This is a genomic window from Actinoplanes sp. HUAS TT8, assembly GCF_051380535.1.
Classification (GTDB): Bacteria; Actinomycetota; Actinomycetes; order Mycobacteriales; family Micromonosporaceae; genus Actinoplanes.
This window is the reverse complement of sequence record NZ_CP195646.1, coordinates 8276962-8301834: the sequence shown is the minus strand read 5'-3', so window position 1 is coordinate 8301834 and position 24873 is coordinate 8276962. Positions and strand designations below refer to the sequence as shown.

Genomic DNA, 24873 nt, shown 5'->3' with positions numbered 1-24873 from the left:
ACGGAGGGAGCGCGATGAGCGGGCAGCGGGCGGCCATCCCCGGGCTGCCGACGCCGGATCCGCTCGGGCGGCGGCTCCCGGCCGTGTACGCGGGCGACGACCTGGCCCAGCGCCTGACCGGCGGATTCGACCAGGTCCTGGCGCCGGTGCACGCGACCCTGGACAACCTGTGGGCGTACCTGACCCCGGCCCTGGCCCCGGACGACTTCGTGACCTGGCTCGGCGGCTGGGTCGGCGCCGCGGCCGGACCGGACCGGCCGGTCGAACAGCGGCGGACCGCGGTCCTCAACGCGGTCGAGACGCACCGCCTGCGCGGGACCGCGGCCGGACTGCGCGCGGAGATCCACGATCTGTTCGGCCTCGACGCGGAGATCGTCGAGAGCGGCGGGACGGCCTGGTCGGCGACACCGGGCGCGGCACTGCCCGGAAGCACGCAGCCGGACCTGCTCGTCCGCGTCCGGGTGGCCGAACCGTCGGAGCTGCTGGTGGCCCGCTTGCGGGAGTTCGTCGAGGCCAATCGGCCGGCGCACGTGCCGTGCCGGGTGGAGGTGGTGGCGGGATGACACTCTGCGACAACTGCGGTTCGCCGGTGACGCCGGGGGATGCTTTCTGCGGGGTTTGTGGCGCTTTCCTGGACTGGTCCGCGGCCAAGGAAGCCCCGGCGGCCCCCACGGCCGCTCCTTCCGCAGCTGAGTCATCGCTCGTTTCCGCGCCGCTGCCGACGGTTCCCGGTCCGGCGGAAAAGACCGATCCTGCTCCCGCGGAAAAGGCCGATCCCGCTCCCGCGGAAAAGGCCGAGCCCAGCGAGCCAGATGTAAGCAACAAAACGGATAAAAACCGCCCAGCCGAAGAGGTTGCTGAGCCGGCGGCGACAAACCCGGCTGCTGAGCCGGCGGCAGCCAGTGCCGTGGCTGAACTGGCCGCGGCCAGTGCGGTGGCCGAGGTGGCCGCCGAGCGAGCGATGGCCGCGGCCCGTGAAGCAGCGGAAACGCGGAATCGGGCGGCGGCGCTCGTCGTCCCCATCGCCGAGGCCACCGACCGCCCGGTGGCCACCCCCGTGGTCGTACCGGAAAAGGTGTCTGGTTCTGATCAGCCGGGGGCCGTCCTGCCCGGCCGCCCCACGGCGCCCCGTCCGATTCTTCGGGAATTCGCCGACGTCCCGGACACCACCGGCGAGATCGCCTGCCCGAACTGCGGCACCCAGAATCCGGCCGACCGCACCTTCTGCCGCAAGTGCGGCCAGGCCCTGCACACCGAGCAGGCCGCCGAGAAGGCCCGCCGCCGGTTCCGGTTCCGCTGGCCCAAGGGGCTCGGCCGGATCCGCCGCCTGCTCGCCGTCCTGGCGATTCTGATCCTGGTGGCCGCCCTGATCTGGGCCGGCATGACCTACGGTCCTCGCGCGGTCGACGCGGTCCGTGACCGGATGGCCACCCCGGAGCTGGTCACCCCGGACGCCGTGACCGCTTCCAGTTCCACCCGCGGCCACGCCCCGAACCTGGTCAGCGACGGTCTCAGCAACCGTTACTGGGAGCCCGGGCACGACAAGAAGCCCTGGGTCGAGCTGACCTTCACCAAGCCGATCCGGGTACTCAGTGTGATCGTCACCGGTGGCGTTTCTCCGCAGCAGCAGGACTACGCGCGGCAGGGGCGTCCGGCCGACGTACATCTGGAACTCTGGACCCCGGACGGCACCCGGACCGAAAAGGATCTGCCCATGGTCGATCGTGCCGGTCCGCAGACCTTCGAGATGGCCGTCGGTGACGTGACCCGGATGCGCCTGACGGTCGAGTCCGGTTACGGGCTGACCTCGGGAAAGGTCCCGTCGATGGCGGAGATCGAGGTGTTCAGGCGACCCTGAGGGCGGGGTTGAGGACGGAGGTGAACGGCACGCCGAGAGTGCGCAGCATGCTCTCGTACTGCCGCCGGGTGCGTTCCGCCGCGGCCCGATCCCCGCCGTGCACCTGCGCCGCGATGAGCAACCGCCATCCCGCGTCGTGATGATCGTCGAGGTCGAGGGCCCGCCGGGCCGCGCGGGCGGCCGCCACCGGATGCCCGGCTTCGAGTTCGAGCTCGGCCAGCATCGCGGCGGCGTCGGCGGCCTGGGTCCGGTATCGCGAGCGTTCCGGGACCACCCAGTCGGCCGGCCCGTCCTCGGGGAGCAGGTCGCCGGTGTAGATCTGCAGCACGGCCTGGAACCAGCGGATCGCCTCGGCCCGGTCGGCGGCTCGGCGCCCGGCCCGGTACGCCTCCCCGAACGCGGCCACGTCCAGGTGTGCGCCGGTGACCAGCCGATATGTCGGGCCGTCGCGCACTATGTACTGCGACGCACCGCGCGCGATCCCGGGTTCGAGGAAGGTCCGCAGGGTCGAGACGGCCACGTGCAGGCTGTTGACCGCGGTACCGGTGGCCATCTCGGGCCAGAGCGCGTCGATGATCTGTTCCCGGTGGACCGGGCCGGCGGCCGCCGCCAGGTACCGCAACAGGGTGCGGCTGCGTGGCCGGATGGAGCCGAGGTCGAGCTCCCGTCGGTCGTTGGCGACCCGGAAGCCGCCGAAGCAGAACCAGCGCAGCGTCATGATGTCCCCTCCCGGTGAACCTCGGCGGGTGTGACCGTCCGGGCAATGCGGATCAACCTGGTTGGACCGACAGTCTGGCCGATAAGGCTGGGGTTCCGGAACTCGCGGGTAACAACTGCGGGCAACGGTTCGGGGACATCGCGATGTCTGTGATCTTGTAACAGATGCCCGTTCTGTGCGCTTCAGGCCCTCGGCCAGGGACGATTGACGACTGATAAGAAACCGTCCTATTTCGGCATTCAGTCGCCTGTGAGCGCATTCATGTTGTTCGAATCACATAAAACAGGCCGTGCCGGAGATCTCACTATTGAACACTCGGCGGGTCCTTATTCGTGGAGCTCGGGCAGGCCCTCGCCGATCACCGAGCTGGACCCGCCGGAGGTGATCCGGCGCGCGTTCGCCTCGGCCTCGCGCTCGCCACTGCCGCCCGGGTCGGTCACGTTCACGCCGCCGACCGCGGACCCGGCCCTGGTGATCGGCTTGACCACGTGGGTGAGCTCGTGGATCCGCGTCTCCCGGGACTGGCTGCCCGCACCGTACACAATGGAATTTCCGATGGTGAAGGCCTTGGCCTCGACGGCCGCGGCGGCGCGCTCGGCCACCGGCCCGCGGAACTCGCGCACGGTGGAGAGATCCGACTGGAAGGTCGACTCCATCTCCCGCTGGAAGGGTGCCTCCAATGGTCGGCCGCTGCCCCGCAGGGCGGCCTCGACCAGCCCGGTTGCGTCGCCGGAACCACCGCCGTGTCCGCAGCCGTCACCGCACCCGGCGTCGTGGCTGCGCGCGGCCAGCAGCTCACCGATCGCCCGATTGCCGACCATCCGCTGCAGCGCCGGCAGGCCCAGGGAGCCCGAAACCGCCGGTCGCGCCGATGGGGCGGTCCGTCCCGGGTCGGCGCGCTTCTCGACCGGTTGCCGGTTGCTGCCCACGGCTGCCTCCCTCGCGCGACTCTCGCCCGCCCGACGGTAGCCCGGATCAAGGGCTGACGATCAGAATCATTCCCGTACGGGCAAAGATTGTGCCCTCAGGTCGGCCGCGATCCGGTCGCGCACATGGTGGATCAGCGCGGCCAGGTCGGCGCAGTAAACCGAGGGGTTGCGGAAACCGTCGGGGGAACGATATCGATGCGCGTAATGCCCTCCACCGCACACCCGGTGCAGCGGGCAGGCGCGGCAGGTGTCGCCGAGCGCGTCGGCGCCGATCTGCCGCGCGACCACCCCGGGGTGCCGCAGCACCGCGTCGAACTCGTCGTCGGCCACGTTCCGGCCGGTCGCGCACGCACCGGGATAGGCCGACTTCAACGAGTCGACCAGCTCGATCGCACCGTCGGTCTCCACCACGACCACCGCGACCGGGCTCAGCCCGACCTGCTCGGACCGGCCCGGACCGCCCAGGAGCAGCGTCATCACGTCCTCGAAGAGGCGGATCGAGGTCTCCTGGCGCGGAGCGTCGTACCAGCGGTCGAAGACGGCGATGAGCCATTGCGCGTAACCGCCGGCCGGTGGCGAGTCCCAGTTCGCGTGCGGCAGCAGCAGGTCGATCGCCGGTGGGCGGTAGCTCAGCAGAGCCTCGTAGCAGGCGATCGGATCGGTCGCCGGGTCGATCACGCAGAGCAGCCCGGCGAACCGGTCCGGGGGCAACAGCCGCAGCCCCCGATCGACCCCGGCCGCGCTGCCGCGCCCGTCCGGCCGGCGTCGCCGCAGGTCGTTGGCCTCGGCCGGGCCGTCCAGGCTCACGCCCACCCGGACGTCGTGCCGGTCGAACAGGGCGACCGCGGCCTCGTCGATCAACGTCGCGTTCGTCTGGATCAGCACTTCGAGCCGCCGCCCGGCCGGGAACGCGGCCCGGAAGTCGCCGATCAGCTCGTCCAGCCGCGCCGTCCCGGCCAGCAGCGGCTCGCCGCCGTGCAGCACCAGCCGCATGCCGTCCAGGTCGTGCGCGTCGGCGTGCGCGGCCGTGCGCCGGGCGGCGATCCGCCAGGTCCGCCGGTCCATGACGGCCGGCCGGTCCCGCCAGGACTGGTCGGCCATCGTGTAGACGTAGCAGTAGTCACAGGCCAGGTTGCAGCGCTGATGCACCTTCAGCACCACGTCCCGGAACGGCGTGGGCCGCCACCCGGCTCGCAGCAGTGCCTCGACGTCCAGCGCCGCGTCCGGCCAGTCGCTGCTCATCCGGGCTCATGTTAGGCCCGGGCGTCCCGCAAGGGAGCGCCGACCTCGTGCAGGTGACGAAGCGCCTGCCGGTACGACTCGATGAGCCCGGTCTCCTCGTACGGCACACCGATCTCGGCGCAGTACTCCCGCACGATCGGCTGGGCCTTGCGCAGGTTCACGCTCGGCATGCCCGGGAACAGGTGGTGCTCGATCTGGTAGTTCAGGCCGCCCAGGGCGACGTCGGCGATCCACCCGCCGCGGACGTTGCGCGAGGTCAGCACCTGCTTGCGCAGGAAGTCCTCGTCACCGGTGGGGTGCGGCATCCCCTTGTGGTTGGGCGCGAACGTCATGCCCAGGTAAACACCGAAGAGCGCCTGATGTACGACCAGGAACGCGATCGCCTGCAGCGGCGACAGGACCACGAAGACCGTGGTGAGGTAGACGACCGCGTGCACGACCAGCAGCACCGACTCCAGGACGGGCCGCTTGACCTTGCCGGCCCGGATCGCCTTGATGCTGGACACCTTCAGGTCGATGCCGAGCAGCGTCAGCAGCGGGAAGAAGAGACCGGCCTGGTGGCGGGTGACGAAGGCGGCCAGGCCCCGGCGGCCGAGCGCCGACTTGGTGGCCCAGATCAGCACCTCGGGCGCGACGTCCGGGTCCAGGTCGTCGTGGTTCGGGTTGTTGTGGTGCCGGGTGTGCTTGTCCATCCACCAGCCGTAGCTCATGCCGATGCCCAGGTTCCCGGCCACCATCCCGGCGATCTCGCTCGGACGCTTGGTGCGGAACACCTGCCGGTGGGCCAGGTCGTGAGCGACGAGCGCGAGCTGGGCGAACGCCACCGCGAGGAACACCGCGACGGCCAGCGACCACCAGCTGGCGCCGACCAGGAAGAAGGCGGCCCAGCCCGCGGACACCAGCAGCCCCACGAGCGTCAGGCGCACCGCGTAGTAGGCGGGTCGCCGGCGCATCAGGTCCAGCTCGTTCACCCTGCGGTTGAGCTCCGCGAAGTCGCTACCGGCGCTGTTGGTACGCCGGACTGTCGTTGCCGTCATCCGCTCAGTGTCCCGATTTCGGGGCCGGGTTTTCAGGAGCGCCAGAACCCCGTGACGTTTGGGGTGCCAGCACCCTTGCGTGGCCTCTCTCGTCCCGGCGGCCGCCGGGCGGGATGATGGGGGGCATGAAGTCCCAGGCCTGGTCGCGTGCCGGCGTGACAGCGGTCGTCGACAGTCTGTTGACGGTCCTCCTGGCGATGCTCAACATTCCGGTGCTCGTCCTGTGGGTGATCGGCCTGTTGTTCAGCCCGGTCCCGGTGCTCGGCATGGCGCTGCTGACGGTGGCGACGGTGGTGGTCCGCTGGCGGGCCGGCCGCGAGCGGGTGCACGCCGGTCGGGTCGGCGTCCTGATCCGGCAGCCGTATTCGCCGCCGCCGGCCAACGCCGAGATCGACAGCCGCCGCCGGCTCACCTGGATCATCACCGACCCGGCGACCTGGCGTGACGTCTCCTGGCTGCTGCCCGGGGCGCTCGTCGGCCTGGTGCTGGGCCTGATCGCGGTGGCGATTCCGCTGTACGGCCTGTGCGGCGTCCTCCTGCTGCCGCTGTGGCTGTTCCTCGGCGACGTGCCGTTCGGGTACGGGCTGTTCTGGCCGATCACGAACACCGCCGAGGCCTGGCTCGCCCTGCCCCAGGGCCTGGTCGTGCTCGCCGCCGGCCTGGCCGTGGCGCCGCTGCTGCGCACGACCGACGTGCTGTTCGCCCGGCTGTTCCTGGCTCCGACGGCCGCCGCCGAGCTGCGGTTCCGGGTCCAGCACCTCACCACCACCCGGGCCGACGCCATCGACGCGCAGGCCGCCGAGCTGCGCCGGATCGAACGCGACCTGCACGACGGCGCCCAGGCCCGGCTGGTGTCGGTGGGCATGACCATCGGCCTGGCCGAGCGACTCGTCCGCCGGGATCCGACCGCCGCCCTGCAGCTGCTCGCCGAGGCCCGCGAGTCCAGCACCGCCGCCCTGGTCGAGCTGCGCCACCTGGTCCGGGGCATACACCCGCCGGTGCTGGCCGAGCGCGGCCTCGAAGGGGCGGTCCGGGCCCTGGCCATGAGCCTGCCGGTGCGTACCGCGGTGACCTCGGAGCTGCCGGGGCGCCTGGACACCCCGGTCGAGTCGGCGATCTACTTCGCGGTGGCCGAGGCGCTGGCCAACATGAGCCGGCACAGCCGGGCCCGGACGGCCTGGGTCACCATCCGCCACGACCAGGGCGTGCTCCTGGTCGGGATCGGCGACGACGGGGTCGGTGGCGCCGACCCGGAACGCGGGACCGGGCTGACCGGGATCACCCGCCGGCTGGGGGCCTTCGACGGGACGATGGCACTCTCCTCTCCACGGGGTGGCCCGACCGTCGTGACCATGGAGGTGCCGTGCGTGTTGTCATCGCCGAGGATCTGACCCTGCTGCGGGACGGGCTGACCCGGCTGCTCCAGGCCTTCGGCTTCGAGGTGGTGGAGGCCGTCGACAACGGTCCCGCGCTGCTGCCGGCGCTGCTCAGCCACCGGCCCGACGTGGCCATCATCGACGTCCGGCTGCCGCCCACCCACACCGACGAGGGGCTGAAAGCGGCGATCGCCGCCCGGGCCGAGATCCCCGGCCTGCCCGTGCTGGTGCTGTCCCAGCACGTCGAGCCGTTGTACGCCCGGGAGTTGCTCGGCGACCGCGCCGGCGGGATCGGCTACCTGCTCAAGGAGCGCATCTCCGACGTCGAGCAGTTCATCCAGGCCGTCAACCAGGTCGCGGCCGGCGGTACCGCGTTCGACCCGGAGGTGGTTGCGCAGCTGCTGACCCGCAACGAGCCGCTGGCCAGCCTGACACCGCGCGAGCTGGAGGTGCTCCGGCACATCGCCGAGGGGCGATCCAACGCGGCCATCGCGGCCCGGCTCTTCATCACCGAGAAGGTGGTCAGCAAGTACATCAACAACATCTTCAGCAAGCTCGGCATGCCGCCGTCGGACGACGACAACCGCCGCGTTCTGGCCGTCCTGATGTTCCTGGGCACCTGACACGCCAGGAGTAGTGTGGGCCCCGCCGACACGTAGGATCGTCTTGTTTGTACCGCCCGAGACCCCGGCGGCCCTGTTCGCTCAACAGGTCTCCGGGGAGCGTTGTGACAAAAAAGTGGCCATCAACGGGCATCGAGATCTGCCGGTCCGCCCGCAACCGGGTCCTGATCAGAATCGACGACGGAACAGCCCGATGAGTGTTTCGGGCGGGTTCGCCCGCGTGCCGATGCCGGCCGAGCGGATCGGGCAGGCGTTCGTCGCCCTGGCCGACACCATGGCCGAGGACTTCGAGCTCGCGGCCTACCTGCGGCGGTTGATCAGCCTGGCCCAGGATCTTCTCGGCGCCGACGGCGTGGGCGTGATGCTCAACGACCCCAGCGGCCGGTTGCGGGTCGCCGCCGCCTCCAGCCCGTCGGTCGAGCGGCTGGTGCAGGCCGAACTCGCCGGTGGCGACGGGCCCGGCCTGGTCGCGTACCGGACCGGCAAGGCCGTCGCGCACGTCCGCCTCGACCCCGGCGAGCGCCGCTGGTCGGCGCTGGCCGCGTCCGCGTGGGCGGCCGGCTTCCGCTGCGCGCACGCCATCCCGCTGCGCCGGGGCGACGAGGTGATCGGTGGGCTGAGTCTGTTCAGCCGGGCCGACCAACCGTTGAGCCAGCCCGGGCAGCTGCTCGGCCGGGCCCTGGCCGACCAGGTCACGATCAGCCTGCTGCACCATCGCGCGCTCTCGGCCCAGCGGCTGCGGGCCGCCCAGCTCCAGCAGGCGTTCACCACCCGGGTCGCCATCGAGCAGGCCAAGGGGGTGCTGGCCGAGCGGCACGACATCCCGCTGGACGTCGCCTTCGACCAGATGCGGGCTCAGGCCCGCAAGACCAACCGGAAGCTCGCCGACCTGGCCCAGGAGATCCTCGGCGACGCCGCGCTCACCCCACCGGTCACGCCGGCCGCGGATCGCCGGCGTACCGGAGGCGCTTCACCAGCGACACCGTGAGACCGGTGGGCGAGGTCGGGCCCAGGGTCAGGTGGTCGGTGAACGCCCTCATCAGCGGCAGCCCGCGCCCGCCCTGGGCGCCGGGCGGCGGCATCGGGGCCTCACCGCGATGCCGCCGGGGGTCCACCCCGACACCCCAGTCGGCCACCTCGACGTGACACCACTGGGGATCGAAGCCGGCCGAGAACCGGTACAGATCGCTGCCCCGGGCGTGCACGACGGCGTTCGTGCACGCCTCGCTGACCGCGACGGCCAGTTCGTTGCGGCAGCCGTCGGTGACCCCCATCGGACGCAGAACGTCCTCCAGCAGGTCACGGACCGCCAGGACGGACTCGGGCTCGCGGGTCAGGTGACGCACGAGATCGAAGCGAATTCGGGTCGCGCCGTTCGGATACGGCGACTGGCCGGCTGTCGCCGGCACGGGGTGAAAGACATTCACGGCGGCTCCCGGGTGTGGAAATCCACCGCCAGGGTCCGGGGCGGCCGCGTTCCCGTTCAGCATAGGTGCCGCCGCACGGGTCCGGCGACTGGATCATCGCACCGCGGCGCTGGTCACAGCCGCCTCCCGGGCGGCCGGCGCGGTGGCCGCGACCCCGGCGCCCCAGCGCTCCCGCGAGCCGATCCGGCAGCGGACGTACGCGATGACCCCGTCCCGCCACGGATGCGTGACCTCCTCGGTCACCCCGACCCCGTCCAGGTTCACCGAGAAACCGGGCGTGACCAGGTATTCCTCGCGAAACAGGGCCAGCAGTCGGTCCGGGCTCAGCTCGCCGCCGGCCCGGCCCTCACTGGCCGACTGGGCCAGCGCGCCCACCTCGGCCCGCAGCCCGGCCGGCAGGTCCAGCCCGTGCTCGGTGCGCAGCAGGTACGCCACCCCGCCCTTCCCTGATTGACTGTTCACCCGGATGACGGCCTCGTACGAGCGACCCACGTCGGCCGGATCCACCGGCAGATACGGCACCTCCCAGGGCGCCCGGGACGGTTCGACACCCAGTTCGGCGGCGCGCTTGGCGTGGAAGATCATGCCCTTGTCGATGGCGTCCTGATGGGTGCCGGAGAACGCGGTGTAGACCAGGTCACCGGCGTACGGGTGGCGATCGGGCACCGGCATCCGGTTGTAGTGCTCGACCGTCCGCCGTACCCCGTCGATGTCGGAGAAATCCAGCTTCGGGTCGATCCCGTTGGCGTACAGGTTCATGGCCAGGGTGACCAGGTCGACGTTGCCGGTCCGCTCGCCGTTGCCGAACAGACAGCCCTCGACGCGCTGCGCGCCGGCCAGCACGGCCAGTTCCGCGCAGGCCACGCCGGTGCCGCGGTCGTTGTGCGGGTGCACCGAGAGGATCACGTCGTCGCGGCGGTCCAGGTGGCGGCTCATCCACTCGATCTGATCGGCGTACACGTTGGGGGTGGCGATCTCGACCGTGGCCGGCAGGTTGTGGATCACGGGACGGTCCGGGCCGGCGTCCCACAGCTCGGTCACCGCGTTGCAGACGTCCAGCACGTACGCGGGCTCGGTCAGGTTGAAGACCTCGGGGCTGAACTCGAATCGGGTGTACGTGTCCGTCAGCCGATCGGTTTCGGACAGGACCACCCCGGCCGCGGCCAGGATCTTGGCCTTCAGTTCGTCCCGCGAGGCCCGCAGGACCACGTCGCGCCACGTCGGAGCGGTCGCCGTGTACATGTGCACGACCGCTTTCCGCAAACCGAAGATCGATGCGACGGTACGGCGGATCAGATCGTCCCGTGCGGCCGTGAAGACCACCACCGTCACGTCGTCCGGGACCAGGTCGTCCCGTTCGGCCAGTAACCGGACGAAGTCGTAGTCCAGCCCGCTCGCCGACGGGTAGCCGACCTCGATCTCCTTGAAGCCCATCGCGACCATCATCGTGAACGCGCGCAGCTTGCGCTCGGCGTCCATCGGCTCGGCCAGGGCCTGGTTGCCGTCCCGCAGATCGACCGGCACCCACAGCGGGGCGGCGGTCGGCCGCCGGGTCGGCCAGGCGCGGTCGGTGATCGGGACGTCGACCCGCTCGTGCGCGGGCCGGTAGCGGTGGAACGGCATGGGACTGGGCTGCTGAGGATTCCAATTGATCATGACGAGGCTCCGTTTTTGCTTTTCAGCGCCGGGAAAAAGATCGACCGGCAAAGCACGAACAGCCCCCACGGCGGGGAGCCGGTCGTCGGATCAGGCCCCGCCGTGGCGGCTGAGGAGCAGCGCCACGAATCGCGTCACGGCGGGGACGATACCCGAAGCGGAACGGCCGTCCAGGGACTGCTTGGATAGTGGGAATGTCCAGGACCTTGCGGATCAGCAGCCGGAACGCGACCTTCCAGCAGTGGCAGGCGCTGCTGACCAACCGCACCAAGCGGCACCGGGCCGGCGAGTTCCTGGTCCAGGGCGTACGCCCGATCACCCTCGCCCTGGAGCACGGCTGGCCGATCCGCGCGCTACTCCTGGACGATGCCCGCCGCCTCTCCCAATGGGGCCGCGACGTGCTCGAACGGGCGCCCGGGGTGTCCCGGTTCGCCCTCGACGGCGACCTGATGCACGAGCTCGGCGGCAAGGACGAGGAGTCGCCCGAACTGCTCGCCGTGGTCGGCATGCCGGCCGACGACCTGGAGCGCATCCCGGCCGGCCCGGGCATGCTGACCCTGGTCTTCGACCGGCCGTCCACCCCGGCCAACATCGGGGCGCTGGTCCGCTCGGCCGACGCGTTCGGCGCCTCCGGCCTGATCGTGACCGGTCACGCCGCCGACCCGTACGACCCGAAGGCGGTCCGGGCCAGCACCGGTTCCCTCTTCGCCCTGCCGGTCGTCCAGGTGGCCGGCCACCGCGAGGTGGTCGACGACGTGGTCGCGCTGCGCCGCGGCGGCCTGCCGGTGGAGATCCTCGGCAGCGACGAGGGCGGCGACGTCGACCTGGCCGACCACGACCTGACCGGCCCCAAGGTCATCGCCATCGGCAACGAGACCCGCGGCCTGAGCAGCGCCTGGCGGGAGGCGTGCGACCACATCCTGCGCATCCCGATGACCGGCGCCGCCAGCTCCCTGAACGCCGCCGCCGCGGGCACCGTCGTCCTCTACGAAGCCGCCCGCCAGCGCCGCTAGCGGGCGCCGAGCAGCTCTTCGAAGCGCTCCAGCAGGAACGTGGCCTTGAGCTGGGAGGTCTGCTCGGCACCGAGCAGGCCGCCCCACTCCGGCGCCCAGGTGACCCCACCGGCCGGGCCCAGGGTCAGCGCGATGCCGTCCGGGAACGGCTCGTACGCGGTCAGCTCGCCGCCCTCGATCAGCGCCCGGATGTTGGCCGCCACCACCTCGCCGTGCCGACCGGCCGCGCGGGCCATCTTCATCTCCGGCACCGCGGTCAGGTCGCCGACCGCGAACACCCGCTCGTGCCCGGCGACCCGCAGGTACTGATCGACCGCGATCCGCCCGTCCGGCTGCCGCGCCGCGGCGAGCGTGTCGTCGAGATAACCGCTGCTCACCTCGCCGCCGTAGCACGGGAACCACAGGTCGGCGGCGATCACGTCGCCGTCCGCGGTGGTGACCGTGAACGGCCGGACCACGCCCGGCGGCACGTCCGGCGCCGCGGTCAGCTTCGTGCCGAGCAGCACGGTCACCCCGAGCGCGTCGAGCTGCTGGGCCACCTCGGTCCCGAACTCCTCCGGGAACCGCCCGCCGGCCACGGCCGGAGACGGGTCGACGAGCGTCACCGTCGTCGAGGGCCGGGCCGCCGCGATCTCGCCGGCGAACTCCAGGCCGATCGCCCCGGCCCCGAGCAGCAGCACCTTTCCGGCCCGCCCGAGCGCGTCCCGCGCCTCACCCAGCCGCTCCAGGGCCGCGGCCCGGGTGCCGACGTCCATCCTGGACGGGAACGGGCTGGTCGCGCCGGTGGCCAGCACGATGTGGTCGGCGTTCAGCCGCACCCCGGACTCCAGCTCCACGTGACCGGGAGTGATCAGCGAGGCCCGGGACCGGACGATCCGCTCGCGGGACAGCAGACCGCCGTACGGGATGAAGATCTTCTCGGCCCAGACCGGATCGACCGCGGCGCGCAACGCGGCGACGTTGTGCACGAACGTCTCCCGGGGCTCGACCAGCGTGACGTCGGCGACGTCGTCCAGGGCCCGAGCCGCCGCGACGCCGCCGTAGCCGCCGCCCACCACCACTACCTTCGCATTTGTCATGCCCCGACTCTGTGCTGGTCGCAGCCGTGCGGGGAGACCGCGCTCAGGCTGGTAGCGGCAGGGCCACCCGGGCGGCGCGGGCGCGGGTTACGGTCGATTCGTGAGCGACAACGAACTGGGGAACTTCCTGCGCGCTCGCCGGGGCGAGGTGACACCGGCCGAGGTCGGGCTGCCGCCGGGGAGCCGGCGCCGCACGCCCGGGCTGCGTCGTGCCGAGGTGGCGATGCTCGCCGGGGTCAGCGTGGAATACCTGATCCGGCTCGAACAGGGTCGCGATCGGCACCCGTCGCCGCAGGTCATCGCCGCGCTGTCCGGCCCGCTGCGGCTGACCGTGAGCGAGCGCTCCCACCTGTATCGGCTGACCAAGCTGGCCGCCGGGTTCAGCTGCGGGGCCAATCTGCGCGACCCGGTCCGGGTCGTCCGGCCCGGTCTGCGGGCGGTGCTCGACCAGCTCGAACCGGCCGCGGCGGTGCTGCTCAACCAGGTCGGCGACATCCTGGCCCACACCGCCGGGTTCCGCCGGCTGGCCGGCCCGATCGGGCTGCTGGACGGCGACGAGCCGAACCTGAATCGGTACGTGTTCGCCGATCCGCGCGCCCGTGAGGCGTATCCGGACTGGGCGCACGTGGCCGACGAACAGGTCGCCGCGCTGAAGGACGGCCCGCCCCGGCCGGACTTCACCGACGAACTGACCGTGCTGGCCGGCGCCGACTTCACCGAACGCGCGGCCCGAGTGCCAGGGTTGCCCCGGGCGCATGGGTTGTTGCGCTTGGAGCATCCGGAGGCGGGCTCGTTGCGGCTGACCTACGAGATCATGCAACTGCCGGGCGACGAGGGGATGCGCCTGCTGATCCAGCTGCCGGCCGACGAAGCGACGGCGACCGCCCTGCGGGGGATCGCCCCGCTGAGGCTGGTCGCGGGCTGACCCCGGGCGATCAGGAGGCGTTGAGGGCCGGCTGATCCTGGGGGAGAGCGGCGCCGGTGGCGATCCGGGCGATCGCGGTCAGGGCCACACTTCCCGGCATGAAGTAGCCGTCGTGGCCGCTGACGTTGCCGGCGGGCAGGGGCAGGGCGCCGAAGGCCGGATCGATCGGCAGGCGGCCGTGACCGAGACCGAGCACCCGGATCGACGGCAGTTTCCGCGTCCAGTCGTCCGGTGCGCTGCCGGCCCAGACGCGGGCGGTTCCCCCCAGGGCGGCCCGGTTCGACACGCCCATCCCCGGGCTGCCGATCGCCACGATGTCGCTGACCTGCGCCGGAAGGTGCGCCGCGGCCCGTCCGGCGACGATCGAGCCGTAGCTGTGCCCGACCACCGTGATCGACCGGTCCGGCCGTTGAGCGACCAGGCCGTCGACGAAGCGTTCCAGGGCGAGCGCGCCACTGGCCGCCCGGTCCTCGCGCAGCGCGGCCCGCCGCACCCCTTCGGGCGGGTCGTAGCCCAGCCACGCGATCACCGCGACCCCGGGCCTGACCTGCGAGAACAGCTGCCGCGCCTGCCACGCCGGCGCCCGTCGCCGGACATGTCCGAGGCCGGTGTCGAAGTCGGCCAGCGTGGTGTCCACGCCCGGGATCAGGATCACCACCCGTTCGGCGGCGTCGAGGTCACCGAGCACTTCCACGATCCGCCCGTCGCCGCGCCGGTCCAAGGTCAAGATCTGCCTGCCCGCGTACGAGGGATCACCGTTGGCCGCGTACCGAAGTGCCGCCGGCACCCCGTCCAGGTTGCCCACCACGGTCGGATACTCCCGGGCCAGCGCCGCGCCAGCGCCCGCCGGAAGGCCCGCGAAGTAGGCCGCCACCTGGGCCGGCGTCGTCGTCGCCGGGTCCGGCAGGTGCCGGGGGTCGGCCGTCCATGCGGCCGCCCCGGGCAGCTGGTCGGCGACCGCCTCGGTCGGCCCGAACAGCCAGACCGCGGGCGCTGCCAGCAGCAGAAGCGCGACAATCCACAAGCGATTCACGACGTCCCCCTGAGCCTGTTTTTCCGGTGTGCGGCGAAGGTAGGAGGACGGGATGGTGGTGGACGTCAATCCGTGGCGGGAACTCGGGTGTAGCCCTGAGGTACTACGCCGGTCACCCTGCGGTACGGTAGGCAAAGACTCGGGTCTATGCTTCGTCCGTGAAACAGGGCGATGAAACAAGAGTCACCGTGCGCGATCTCGCGGCCCACACCGGGCTCTCCATCGCCACCGTTTCCCGGGTTCTGAACGATCGGGCGAACGTCGCCCCGGCCACCCGGGACCGGGTCCTGCGGGCGATGGGCAATCTGGGCGAGCGCGCCCCGCGCCGGCGGGGCGGCCGGGTCCAGGGCGCCGGCGTCTTCGTCCGCTGCCCGTACGTGCTGACCGACTACTTCGGCCTGATCGTCTCGGCCGTCGCCGAGGCCCTGGAGCCGCACGGCCTGCACGTGATCCTGAACGCCGGCACCGCCGCCCAGCAGACCCGCGTGCTGCCCACCCTGCCCGAGCGGCGGGACGTGGCCGGTGCCGTGCTGATCCTGCCGCCCGAGCCGGGGGCCGACCTGATCCGCCTGCGCGATCGCGGCTTCCCGTTCGTGCTGGTCGACCCCCGGATCTCCCCGCCCCGGGACGTGGCCGCGGTGTCGGCCGCGCACTTCGCCGGCGCCCGCGCGCTGACCGCGCACCTGATCGAGCTGGGTCACCGGCGGATCGGCATCATCGGCGGCCCGCGCGACTGGCTGGCCAGCGACAACCGTTTCCACGGCTATCTGGCGCCGCTGGCCGACGCCGGTGTGCTGGCCGGGCCGGAGCTGACCCGGTTCGTGGCCGAGCCGACCACCGAGCTGGGCTATCGGGCCGCGGCCGACCTGCTCGACCTGCCGGAGCGGCCGACCGCGCTGCTGGCGTTCAACGACAAGATGGCGGTCGGGGCGTTGCGGGCGGCCAACGAGCGTGGTCTCCGGGTGCCGCACGACCTGTCGGTGGCCGGGTTCGACGACATCGACCTGGGTTCGGCCTGCGATCCGCAGCTGACGACGGTCCGGCAGCCGCTCGGCGAGATGGGCCGGATGGCGGTCCACCTGCTGTTGCGCATGCTGGGTGGGCACCGGTTGGACGCGCTGCACATCGAGCTGGGGACGGAACTCGTGGTGCGGGACTCCACGACGAAGGCGCCGTATTGACGTGTTTCATGGTTCCGGAACCGAAACGAAGCATCCGGAACCCGTAACTCATTGACTGGTGTATTTGGCAAAGGTTTCCTTCCTGTTACGCCATCCCCTTCCCCCGTGAGGGAGAGCCAGTCATGAGATCCCCTGTAACCAAAGCCGTGGCCGCCACGGCGGTGCTGGCCGGGAGCGTGTTGTTCGCCCCGGCCTCGGCGATTGCCGCCGGTGAGGCCGTCCAGGTCTACCTGACCACCACGTCGGACAGCGGCGGCCGAAATGTGACACGTGGGCTGCAGCAACAGGCCAACGTCGCGTTCGGCCCGGCCGGTGGCAGTGCCGGCACCACGATCAACGTCAACGAGGGCACCACCTACCAGACCTTCGAGGGCGGTGGCGCGTCGATCACCGACACCACCGCCTACCTGCTGCGCGGTGGCCCGGTCACGGCGGCGACCCGGGACGCCACGATGACGAAGCTGTTCAGCCCGACGAATGGGATCGGGCTGTCCTTCGTACGTAATCCGATCGGTGCTTCTGATCTTTCGCGGCCCGGCAATGTCTCGCTGGACGACACCTGCTGCGACCTGAACGACTTCGGCAGCAACGGCTACGACACCAACGTGCGGTTGCTGACCCAGCAGGCCAAGCAGCTCAACCCGGCGCTGCGGGTGATGGGCGTGCCGTGGAGTGCGCCGGGCTGGATGAAGGACAACGGCCGGATGGACCAGATGGGCTGGTTGAAGGCCGAGTACTACCCGATGTACGCGCAGTACCTGGTCAAGTACGTGCAGAGCTACCAGGCGGCCGGCGTGCCGGTCGACTACCTGTCGGTGCAGAACGAGCCGAACTGCTGCCAGGCCGGCAACCCGACCGCGATGAACTACCCGGGGATGAGCTGGAACCCGTCCGGGCTGGTCGAGCTGACCAAGAACAACCTGTACCCGGCGCTGCACGCGGCCGGCCTGAACACCAAGGTGCTGGTGCACGACTGGAACTACGGCGACTACGCCAGTTTCGGCTCGGGCATCCTCAACGACGCCGGGATCCGCGGCGACTCCGCGTTCGGCGGCATCGCCTGGCACGGCTACACCGGCAGCGCCTCGACCGGCTCGGACGTGCACACGCAGTACCCGAGCGTGAAGCAGTTCGAGACCGAGCACTCGGGCGGCGACTGGATCGGCAATCAGCAGAACGAGGACATGAACAACATCATCGACTACACCCGGAACTGGGGTAGCTCGGTGGTCAAGTGGAGCCTCGGCGTCGACCAGAGCAAGGGCCCGCACAACGGCGGCTGCAGCACCTGCACCGGCTTCATCACCGTGCAGAACGGCGGCGCCCGGGCCGGCCAGGTCGACTACACCATCGAGTACTACACGATGGGTCACCTGACCAAGTTCGTGAAGCCGGGCGCGGTCCGGATCGACACCAACGCGACCAGCGCGGTGCCGAACGTGGCCTGGAAGAACCCGGACGGGTCGAAGGCGCTGATCGCGCACAACGGGGGCACGTCGAGCCAGTCGGTTCGCGTGAACTGGGGCGGCCAGTCGTTCACCTACACGCTGCCGGCCCGCACCACGGCGACCTTCACCTGGGCCGGTACGACGACCACGCCGCCCCCGGCGACCGGCGGGACGATCACCGGGCTGGGCGGCAAGTGCGTGGACGTGGCCGGCGCGGCGACCACCAACGGGACCGCGGTGCAGCTGTACACCTGTAACGGCTCGACCGCGCAGCAGTGGACGCGGAACTCGGACGGGACGCTGAGCTCGCTCGGCAAGTGCCTGGACATCGTCGGGCCGAGCAACGCCGACGGGACGCTCGCGCACCTGTGGGACTGCCACACCGGCACCTCGCAGAAGTGGACGTATGACAGCGCGACCCAGCATCTCGTGAACTCTTATTCCGGCAAATGTCTTGATGTAAAGGACAACACCTCGGCGGACGGGACCCGTCTGCAGATCTGGACGTGCACGACCGGCGCCAACCAGAAGTGGGTGCTGAACTGATGCTGCTCAAGATGGTGATGGCGGCGGCGGTGGCGATCGTGCCGGCCCACCTTCCCCACGCGAAGGCGCCGATTGTCACCGGGACCTACTCGGCGGGCGCCGCGCAGTGGAGCTCCCTTCCAGCCACTTATCTCGATAAATCCGACAAGTCGGCGACGGCGACCGTCGTGGTCGACCCCACCCGGACCGAGCAGTACTACGCCGGCATCGGCTTCTCGATCGACGAGACCAGCGTCTCCAACCTGTGGAAACTCACGCCGGCCGAGCGCGAGAAGGCGATCAAGCTGCTCGTCGACCCGCGCACCGGTGCCGGTCTCGACCGATTCCGCCTGACCATCGGCAGCCCCGACCTGATCGAGCACCTGCCGTTCTGGTCCTACGACGACGGGGCCGGCGAGGACTGGAACCTCAAGCGCTTCTCCATCCAGCGCGACGTCGACCTGCACATCGTCGACACGATCAAGCTGATCCAGAAGTACAACCCGAAGGCCACGTTCTTCGCCTCGGCGTGGAGCGCGCCGGCCTGGATGAAGACCAACAACAAGTTCCTGGGTGAGGTCGCGCTCAAGCCCGGCAGCACGACCGACTACTACCAGTACGGCAAGCTGCGCGACGACTGCATCGACGTGTTCGCCCGCTACTACGTCAAGTACCTGCAGGCGTACGCGCGGCACGGCATCAAGGTCGACGCGATCACGCTGCTCAACGAGCCGGGCATGGACGTCGTCTACCCGGCCATGGACATCAGCGTCGAGCAGCAGCAGAAACTCTCGGTGGCCATCAAGCGGGAGTTCCACCGGGCCGGGCTGCGCACCGACCTCTACATCCACGACTTCAACTTCTGGGACTGGCGCGACCCGAACAGCACCGCGACCAAGAACTACTACCGGGTCCTGAACGACCCGAAGGCCGCGGCGGCGGCCGACGCGATCGCGTTCCACCCGTACTGGGGTGATCCGACGGTGATGCGCGACGCCTACCAGCAGACCGGCAAGCCGGTGCACATGACCGAGACCAGCGACCTCTCGCCCTCGACGGTGCTCTCCTACTTCCGGCTCGACGCCGGCGACTACATCCTCTGGGCGCAGACCACCGACCAGGACGGCGGCACGCTGCACTGGACCGGCGAGCGCAACAACAACGTGGACTGGGACGAGGTCGCCCGGACCAGCAAGTGGCCCGATCGACTCGTCAAGGTCAACACCAACACCAGGACGTTTTCCGTACGGAGTGAGCTCTACCAGCTGGGACAGTTCGCCAAGTACCTGACGCCGGATCACGTGCGCGTCGAGTCGAGCGCGGCCGACCACGGCGTGAGCAGTGTCGTGTTCCGTGACGGCCAGGACTACGTGGCCGTGCTCGGCAACACGAACACGACGGCGACCAGCACCCGGGTGATCCTCGGCGGCCGGTCGTTCGTGACGTCGGTGCCGGCCGGGGCGTACGCGACCTACCGCTGGACCGACCCCGGCCCGCAATCGCGGCACAACCGCGCCCCGCGCCTGGCCGGCGTCCCGGACGTGACCGCCGACCAGTACGGCACCACGAAGGTGCGGTTGCACGCGACCGACCCCGATCATGATCGGCTGGCCTACTACGCGGTCGACCTGCCGGCCGGCGCGAGCCTGGACGCCACCACCGGCGTGCTCACGCTGAACCCGGTCGTCGCGGGCACCCAGGACCTGACCGTCGCGGTCACCGACGGCCGGGCCCACGCCGAGACCGCCGTGCACGTGACGATCGCGCCGCACGGCGCCCCGGTCGGGGCGATCGTCGAGGCCGAGGGGTACACGGCCCAGCACGGCTGGACCGAGGGCGGCGGCAACTTCGTCGAGAGCAATGCCGCGGCCAGCGGCGGGAAGAACATCGGCTGGACCGCGCCCGGCAACTGGCTGTCCTACCGCTTCGACGTGCCGGCCGGTGCGCACCGCCTGGAACTGCGGGTGGCCAACGGATCCGGGGCGGTGGCGACCGGCGCGATCTCGGTCCGGGACGCGGCCGGCAAGGTGCTCGGCACAGTGTCGGTACCGGACACCGGCGGCTGGGGCACCTACCAATCGGTGGAACTGCCGGTCTCGCTGGCCGATGGTGATCAGACGGTTACGGTTTACTGTGAAACGGGTGGGTTCAATCTGGACTACCTACGGCTGACCGAGTAGGGGCGGTCAACCGCCGGCCTGCCGGAGGCGCGCCAAAAGCTCGCCTTCGGCAGCGTCGGAGACCGGATCACTCCAGAAATTCAGGGGTACGGACCGCAGGTTGCGCCCGAGCGGATCCAGCAGATGACCGCCGAGCTTCATCACCCACAGTGCCACCGAGCGGTCGATGATCGTCAACTCCGGGACCTGCGCCCCCAGCCGCGCCTCGAACGCGGCGATCTCCGGCACCGAACGCAACCAGACGACGAGCAGCAGGTTCGCCGTACCGGAAAGGGTGGCGCAGAACCGCGTCTCGCGCATGCCGCTGAGCCGGCTCACCACCCGGCCCAGGTCGCCGGGCGGCAGCGTGCCCCAGAGCGACACCGAGATCGGAAAACCGGAGACGTAGCGCGCGACCTCGGCCCGGTAGACGATGGAACGATCCGCGTCCAACCGGTCCAGCCGTCGCCGGACCGTGGTCGGGCTCAGCCCGAGCCGTTCCGCGATCCGCACGGCCGGCTGCCGCGGGTCGTCGCTGAGGATCCGCATCACGTCCAGGTCCTCGCCGGTCAGCTTCCGCTTGGTGTCGCCCGACGGCCGCCCCTCGGTGAGTGCCTGCCGGGCGCTCTCGGTCAGCCGGTCGAGCCGCCAGCGGCTGCCCTCGATGTGCACGGTCACCGCGATCTGCGTGCGCGACGCGGCCACCCCGGGCAGCATCCCGAGCCGGAAACTGAGATAGCGGGCGAGCTGCGCGTGATCGGCGAACGCGGCCTGGATCAGCAGGTCCCGCGCCCCGGTGACGTGCTCCAGGGTGACGATGTTGACGTCCCCGGCCAGCCCGGCCGCGACCTCGGGCAGCCGGCCGGCGACGCAGTCGACCTCGATCACCGCGAGCACCACGCTCGGGATCGCCAGCTGCGCGGGCAGGCAGCTGAGCCACGCGTGCCCGGAACGGTAGAGCCGGTTCCAGCGCCGGGCCGCGGTCGAACCGTCGACCCCCAGCGCCGCGCCGATCCGCTGCCAGTCGGCCCGCGGGGCCAGCTGCAAGGCGGTGATCAACTGGTAGTCGAGCTCGTCCAGGGTGACCGTTTCCGGCACGTCAGAGGGCTGCATCGGCGGATCTCGGCAATCCGGCGGCGACCACGATCATTTTGCCGACCATACCCGTCATGTTCACCTCACTCGACGCTCTCCCGTTCGCCGACCGCCTGATCGCCCTGCGGCACGCGTTGCACCGCGAGCCCGAGCTGGGGCTGGACCTGCCGCTGAGCCAGGCCAAGGTCCTCGCCGCACTGGACGGCCTGCCCCTGGAGATCACCACCGGCACGGCGCTGACCTCGGTGACCGCGGTGCTGCGGGGCGGGCGCCCCGGACCGGCCGTACTGATCCGCGGCGATATGGACGCGCTGCCGGTCCAGGAGGAGAGCGGGGTCGACTACGCCTCCACGATCCCCGGCGTCATGCACGCCTGCGGCCACGACGTGCACACCAGCGCCGTCGTCGGCGCGGCCCACCTGCTGGCGTCGCGGCGCGCCGAACTGGCCGGGGACGTCGTGTTCATGTTCCAGCCGGGCGAGGAGGGACAGCGCGGGGCCAAGGTGATGATCGAGGAAGGCGTGCTGGAAGCGGCCGGTGCGACCGTCATCGCCGCCTACGCGATCCACGTGGCCAGCACCATGCTGCCGCTCGGAGCCGTCGCCACCAGGCCCGGCACGATCCTGGCGGCCTCCGACTCGGTCACCGTGACCGTGCACGGCCGCGGCGGGCACGGCTCGTCGCCGCACCTGGCCGTCGACCCGGTGCCGGCGCTCTGCGAGATGGTCACCGCGCTGCAGACCATGGTCACCCGGACCGCCGACGCGTTCGACCCGGCGGTGCTGACCGTCGGCTCGATCCACGCCGGCTCGGCGTTCAACGTGATCCCCGCGTCCGGGACCTTCCAGGCGACCGTGCGCACCTTCTCGCCCGCCACCCATCAAAAAATTCAGGCGGCCGTACGGCGGGTGGTGCGCGGCATCGCCGACGCGCACGGCGTCCAAGTGGAGATCGACTACCAGGCGAACTACCCGGTGACCGTGAACGACGCCTCCGAAGCGGCGTTCGCACTGGACACCATGCGCTCGATCGTCGGGGCGCAGCGGGCGTTCCAGGCGCCGCAGCCGCTGGCCGGGGCCGAGGACTTCTCGTTCGTGCTGGAAAAGGTGCGAGGGGCGTATCTGATGGTGGGCGCGGTCCCGCCGGGGGTCGACCCGGCGACGGCGCCGATGAACCACTCGCCGCAGGCGGTCTTCGACGATCGCAGCGTCCTGGAGGCGGCCTCCGTTCTCGCCTCGCTCGCCGCGGCCCGCCTGGAGCTGGCCGACGCCTCGGCCGGTGCGTCGTGACCGCGGTCGCCGATCGGGCTCCGAAGGTCGGGGCGGTCGTCGGGCTGCTCGTGCTCTTCGAGCTGACCAGCGGATTCATCCAGGGGAGCATCGCGCCGCTGCTGCCCGACCTGGGCCGCGAGATGGGCATCTCGGACGCACACCTGAACTGGGTGATCTCCGTGCAGCTGCTGGCCTCGGCGGTGTGCGTGCCGGCCTTCGGGCGGCTCGGCGACCTGCACGGGCATCGGCGGATGCTGCGGATCGCGCTGATCTGCGTGGCCGCCGGCAGCCTGCTCGTCGCGCTCGCCCCGAACCTGCCGGTGCTGCTCGTGGGGCGGCTGCTGCTCGGGCCGCTGGCCGCGCTGCTGCCACTGGAGATCGCGCTGGTCCGGGACCGGCTGCCGGTCGCCCTGGCCCGCAAGGCGATCGCGCGGCTGGTCGGGGCGTTGACCCTCGGGGCGCTGCTCGGCGGGGTGCTGACCGCCGGACTGCATCAGGTGATCGAGGACGCGCGGCTGACCCTGCTCGTGCCCGCCCTGCTGGCGGTGATCTGTGTGCCGGTGAGCTTCCTGGCCGTACCCGAGAGCGCGCGCCTGGCCGGCGGCAAGCTCGACCTGGCCGGGATCGCCGTGCTCAGCGTCTCGATGGTCGCCCTGCTGGCCGGGATCTCGCTGCTCAACGCGATCCTGATCGTGATCGGGGGCCTCGGCTTCGCCGGGTGGGTCGTGCTGGAACTGCGGACCGCCGAGCCTCTGGTCGACCTACGGGCGATGGCCGGGCGGCACGTGGCGCCGTTCTTCGGGGCGTCGTTCGTGTTCGGCATCGTCTACTTCGGAAGCCAGTCACCGGACTCGACGTTCCTGGCCGCGACCCGCTCCGAGGCCGGGTACGGGTTCGGGTTCACCGCGCTGCAGATCTCGCTGGTCGCGCTGCCGGCCGCGGTCTTCGCGGTGATCGGGTCGGCGTGCACCGCACTGATCGCCGGGAAGCTGGGCTACCGGCCGACCCTGGTCGCGGCGTTCGCGGTGATCGCGGGCGGGTTCGTGGCCACGGCGGCATTCCACGACCAGGTCTGGCAACTGCTGGCCGTCAAGGTGCCGATCGGGCTGGCCGCCGGGGTGGCGCTGGGTGCGATGCCGACGGTGATCGCCGAGACCGCCGATCCGTCGCGGACCGGGATCACCACGGCGCTCTACAACAACGTCAAGACGCTCGGCGGCGCCGTGGCCGGTGGGGTGGTGGCCGCGATCCTGGCCGCGGTCGTGCTGCCGGACGGGGAGACACCGCGCGAGTCGGCCTATGTCACCGTGTGGCTGATCTGCGCCGTGCTCTGCGCGGTCGCGGCCGTGGCGGCCCGGTTCGCCCGTCGAGCTGAGTAGCGGGTTTTGGGGTAACCGTGCCCACCCGACCACGTCGCCCTTGCGGGCCTCGCGTTCTGGGCGCGCCAGCGCCCTGCGAGGGTCGGAAGGGTCCCCGCGGGAGCGACGATCGGGACCACGGCGGACCGAGGCAATGAAGAATTTGAAGTTGATCTTTGAAAGGGCCGGTGCCGCCGGATCGCGACGGCACCGGCTCGGGATCAGTGGGCGACCGGGCAGCCGCCGGTCAGCTTGCCCAGGAACGCGTTCGGGTCGTAGTAGTGCTCGACCTCGAGGAGTTTCAGGTCGTCGTTGACCTTGGCGACGCTCATGCCGAACATCTCGATGGTCTTCCCGTTCGGCTGGTGGCCGTGGTACTCGCCGTCGAACGCGCCCCAGTGACGCCACTTGAACGTGACGACCGGGGGCGGGCTGAGGACCTCCAGGACCTCCCAGTAGAAGCCGTTCGGGAACGCGCCGTGGAAGACGTCGTGCTGGCCGTCGAACGACTCCGGCTTGTAGAACGCGCTGTCCCCGATCAGCACGTTGTAGCTGCCCTGGTCGGCGATGTCCTGCGCGGACGCCCAGCCGCCGCCGTTGATGTTGGTGCGGAAGTGCTCGGACACCATCGACACCCAGGTCGCCGGGTCCTTCTTGTGGGACACCTCCATCTCGAAGACCTGGACGATCGACTCGACGATGGCTTCGAGAGAACCCGGCGCGTGCTCCGTGGTGCGCTGCCCGGGCATCACGACGTGCGACAGGTGGTAGTCAGGGGTGCCATGGCGGAACTCGGACGGATCGGCGGCCTCGATGACGGCGTCCCGGCCCTGCAGCCACAACGGTGTATCGGACAAGGTGTGGTCCTTCCAGAGGAGGGCAGGGGGCCTCCACAACGTTGCTTTTTGGTTACCCCCCGT

At 70.9% G+C, this 24873-nt stretch carries 22 protein-coding genes; 12 read left to right on the top strand and 10 right to left on the bottom strand.

The genetic code is table 11. The features are described 5' to 3' along the window. The first annotated feature begins 14 nt into the window (after nt 1–14). Both ACSHV8_RS36810 and ACSHV8_RS36805 read left to right on the top strand, forming a co-directional pair. Entirely contained in the window at nt 15–563 is a 549-nt protein-coding gene (locus ACSHV8_RS36810; RefSeq protein ID WP_436523548.1) for a phage tail protein, read from the top strand. Nucleotides 564–907: 344 nt separating this feature from the next. After that, nucleotides 908–1858: an NADase-type glycan-binding domain-containing protein gene (locus tag ACSHV8_RS36805; protein WP_436523546.1), complete on the top strand. Its 951-nt coding sequence runs from the start codon at nt 908–910 to the stop codon at nt 1856–1858. Here ACSHV8_RS36805 and ACSHV8_RS36800 read toward each other — a convergent pair. From ACSHV8_RS36800 to ACSHV8_RS36785, 4 genes are all read right to left on the bottom strand, one after another. Then, nucleotides 1845–2576, bottom strand: coding sequence for an AfsR/SARP family transcriptional regulator (locus tag ACSHV8_RS36800; RefSeq protein WP_436523544.1), 732 nt, complete (start codon nt 2574–2576; stop codon nt 1845–1847). The genes ACSHV8_RS36805 and ACSHV8_RS36800 overlap by 14 nt on opposite strands. A 326-nt stretch (nt 2577–2902) precedes the next feature. Further along, the gene (locus ACSHV8_RS36795; RefSeq protein WP_436523541.1) at nt 2903–3505 is read right to left on the bottom strand and encodes an eCIS core domain-containing protein; all 603 of its coding nucleotides are present in this window, start codon (nt 3503–3505) and stop codon (nt 2903–2905) included. 66 nt (nt 3506–3571) lie between these two features. Beyond that, nucleotides 3572–4747: an FxsB family cyclophane-forming radical SAM/SPASM peptide maturase gene (locus ACSHV8_RS36790; protein WP_436523539.1), complete on the bottom strand. Its 1176-nt coding sequence runs from the start codon at nt 4745–4747 to the stop codon at nt 3572–3574. 11 nt (nt 4748–4758) lie between these two features. Beyond that, a complete protein-coding gene (locus ACSHV8_RS36785) occupies nt 4759–5784 on the bottom strand; it encodes a fatty acid desaturase family protein (RefSeq protein WP_436523537.1) in 1026 nt (341 codons plus the stop codon). Between the two features lie 125 nt (nt 5785–5909). Here ACSHV8_RS36785 and ACSHV8_RS36780 point away from each other — a divergent pair, with 125 nt between their 5' ends. The 3 genes from ACSHV8_RS36780 (at nt 5910) to ACSHV8_RS36770 (ending at nt 8771) form a co-directional block, all read left to right on the top strand. Then, on the top strand, nt 5910–7175 hold the full coding sequence (locus ACSHV8_RS36780) for a sensor histidine kinase (RefSeq protein ID WP_436523535.1): 1266 nt from the start codon (nt 5910–5912) through the stop codon (nt 7173–7175). Continuing rightward, nucleotides 7148–7783 carry a LuxR C-terminal-related transcriptional regulator gene (locus ACSHV8_RS36775; protein WP_436523533.1) on the top strand — a complete coding sequence of 212 codons (636 nt, stop codon included), beginning with the start codon at nt 7148–7150 and terminating at the stop codon, nt 7781–7783. The genes ACSHV8_RS36780 and ACSHV8_RS36775 overlap by 28 nt, the downstream gene beginning before the upstream one ends. A 193-nt stretch (nt 7784–7976) precedes the next feature. Next, a complete protein-coding gene (locus ACSHV8_RS36770) occupies nt 7977–8771 on the top strand; it encodes an ANTAR domain-containing protein (protein WP_436523531.1) in 795 nt (264 codons plus the stop codon). Here ACSHV8_RS36770 and ACSHV8_RS36765 read toward each other — a convergent pair. Both ACSHV8_RS36765 and ACSHV8_RS36760 read right to left on the bottom strand, forming a co-directional pair. Next, entirely contained in the window at nt 8716–9129 is a 414-nt protein-coding gene (locus tag ACSHV8_RS36765; RefSeq protein ID WP_436523529.1) for an ATP-binding protein, read from the bottom strand. The two genes, ACSHV8_RS36770 and ACSHV8_RS36765, sit on opposite strands and share 56 nt — an antisense overlap. A gap of 174 nt (nt 9130–9303) precedes the next feature. Continuing rightward, nucleotides 9304–10866, bottom strand: coding sequence for a 2-isopropylmalate synthase (locus tag ACSHV8_RS36760; protein WP_436523527.1), 1563 nt, complete (start codon nt 10864–10866; stop codon nt 9304–9306). A 194-nt stretch (nt 10867–11060) separates the two neighbouring features. On the opposite strand from ACSHV8_RS36760, the gene ACSHV8_RS36755 reads away from it, so the two are divergent. Continuing rightward, on the top strand, nt 11061–11879 hold the full coding sequence (locus ACSHV8_RS36755; protein ID WP_436523525.1) for a TrmH family RNA methyltransferase: 819 nt from the start codon (nt 11061–11063) through the stop codon (nt 11877–11879). Here the strand turns inward: ACSHV8_RS36755 and ACSHV8_RS36750 are convergent. Then, on the bottom strand, nt 11876–12958 hold the full coding sequence (locus ACSHV8_RS36750; RefSeq protein WP_436523523.1) for an NAD(P)/FAD-dependent oxidoreductase: 1083 nt from the start codon (nt 12956–12958) through the stop codon (nt 11876–11878). The genes ACSHV8_RS36755 and ACSHV8_RS36750 overlap by 4 nt on opposite strands. Nucleotides 12959–13058: 100 nt before the next feature. Between ACSHV8_RS36750 and ACSHV8_RS36745 the strand changes: the two genes are divergently transcribed. After that, a complete protein-coding gene (locus ACSHV8_RS36745) occupies nt 13059–13883 on the top strand; it encodes a helix-turn-helix domain-containing protein (RefSeq protein WP_436523521.1) in 825 nt (274 codons plus the stop codon). A gap of 10 nt (nt 13884–13893) precedes the next feature. Here the strand turns inward: ACSHV8_RS36745 and ACSHV8_RS36740 are convergent, their stop codons facing one another. After that, entirely contained in the window at nt 13894–14916 is a 1023-nt protein-coding gene (locus ACSHV8_RS36740; RefSeq protein WP_436523519.1) for an alpha/beta hydrolase, read from the bottom strand. Nucleotides 14917–15104: 188 nt separating this feature from the next. Here ACSHV8_RS36740 and ACSHV8_RS36735 point away from each other — a divergent pair, with 188 nt between their 5' ends. The 3 genes from ACSHV8_RS36735 to ACSHV8_RS36725 all read left to right on the top strand — a co-directional run bounded on the left by ACSHV8_RS36735 (nt 15105) and on the right by ACSHV8_RS36725 (nt 20250). Further along, on the top strand, nt 15105–16097 hold the full coding sequence (locus ACSHV8_RS36735; protein WP_436523517.1) for a LacI family DNA-binding transcriptional regulator: 993 nt from the start codon (nt 15105–15107) through the stop codon (nt 16095–16097). A gap of 122 nt (nt 16098–16219) precedes the next feature. Next, nucleotides 16220–18091 (top strand): ricin-type beta-trefoil lectin domain protein, encoded by a 1872-nt coding sequence (locus ACSHV8_RS36730; RefSeq protein ID WP_436523515.1) that lies wholly within the window; start codon nt 16220–16222, stop codon nt 18089–18091. Further along, on the top strand, nt 18091–20250 hold the full coding sequence (locus ACSHV8_RS36725) for a carbohydrate-binding protein (protein WP_436523513.1): 2160 nt from the start codon (nt 18091–18093) through the stop codon (nt 20248–20250). Before ACSHV8_RS36730 ends, ACSHV8_RS36725 begins: the two co-directional genes overlap by 1 nt. Before the next feature lie 6 nt (nt 20251–20256). On the opposite strand, the gene ACSHV8_RS36720 is transcribed toward ACSHV8_RS36725, so the two are convergent. Further along, nucleotides 20257–21342, bottom strand: coding sequence for an Lrp/AsnC family transcriptional regulator (locus ACSHV8_RS36720; RefSeq protein ID WP_436523511.1), 1086 nt, complete (start codon nt 21340–21342; stop codon nt 20257–20259). A 56-nt stretch (nt 21343–21398) separates the two neighbouring features. Here ACSHV8_RS36720 and ACSHV8_RS36715 point away from each other — a divergent pair, with 56 nt between their 5' ends. Further along, entirely contained in the window at nt 21399–22613 is a 1215-nt protein-coding gene (locus ACSHV8_RS36715; RefSeq protein WP_436523509.1) for a M20 metallopeptidase family protein, read from the top strand. Next, nucleotides 22610–23974 carry an MFS transporter gene (locus ACSHV8_RS36710; protein ID WP_436523507.1) on the top strand — a complete coding sequence of 455 codons (1365 nt, stop codon included), beginning with the start codon at nt 22610–22612 and terminating at the stop codon, nt 23972–23974. The genes ACSHV8_RS36715 and ACSHV8_RS36710 overlap by 4 nt, the downstream gene beginning before the upstream one ends. A 200-nt stretch (nt 23975–24174) precedes the next feature. Here the strand turns inward: ACSHV8_RS36710 and ACSHV8_RS36705 are convergent, their stop codons facing one another. Continuing rightward, nucleotides 24175–24810 carry a SnoaL-like polyketide cyclase gene (locus ACSHV8_RS36705; RefSeq protein WP_436523505.1) on the bottom strand — a complete coding sequence of 212 codons (636 nt, stop codon included), beginning with the start codon at nt 24808–24810 and terminating at the stop codon, nt 24175–24177. Nucleotides 24811–24873: the final 63 nt, after the last annotated feature.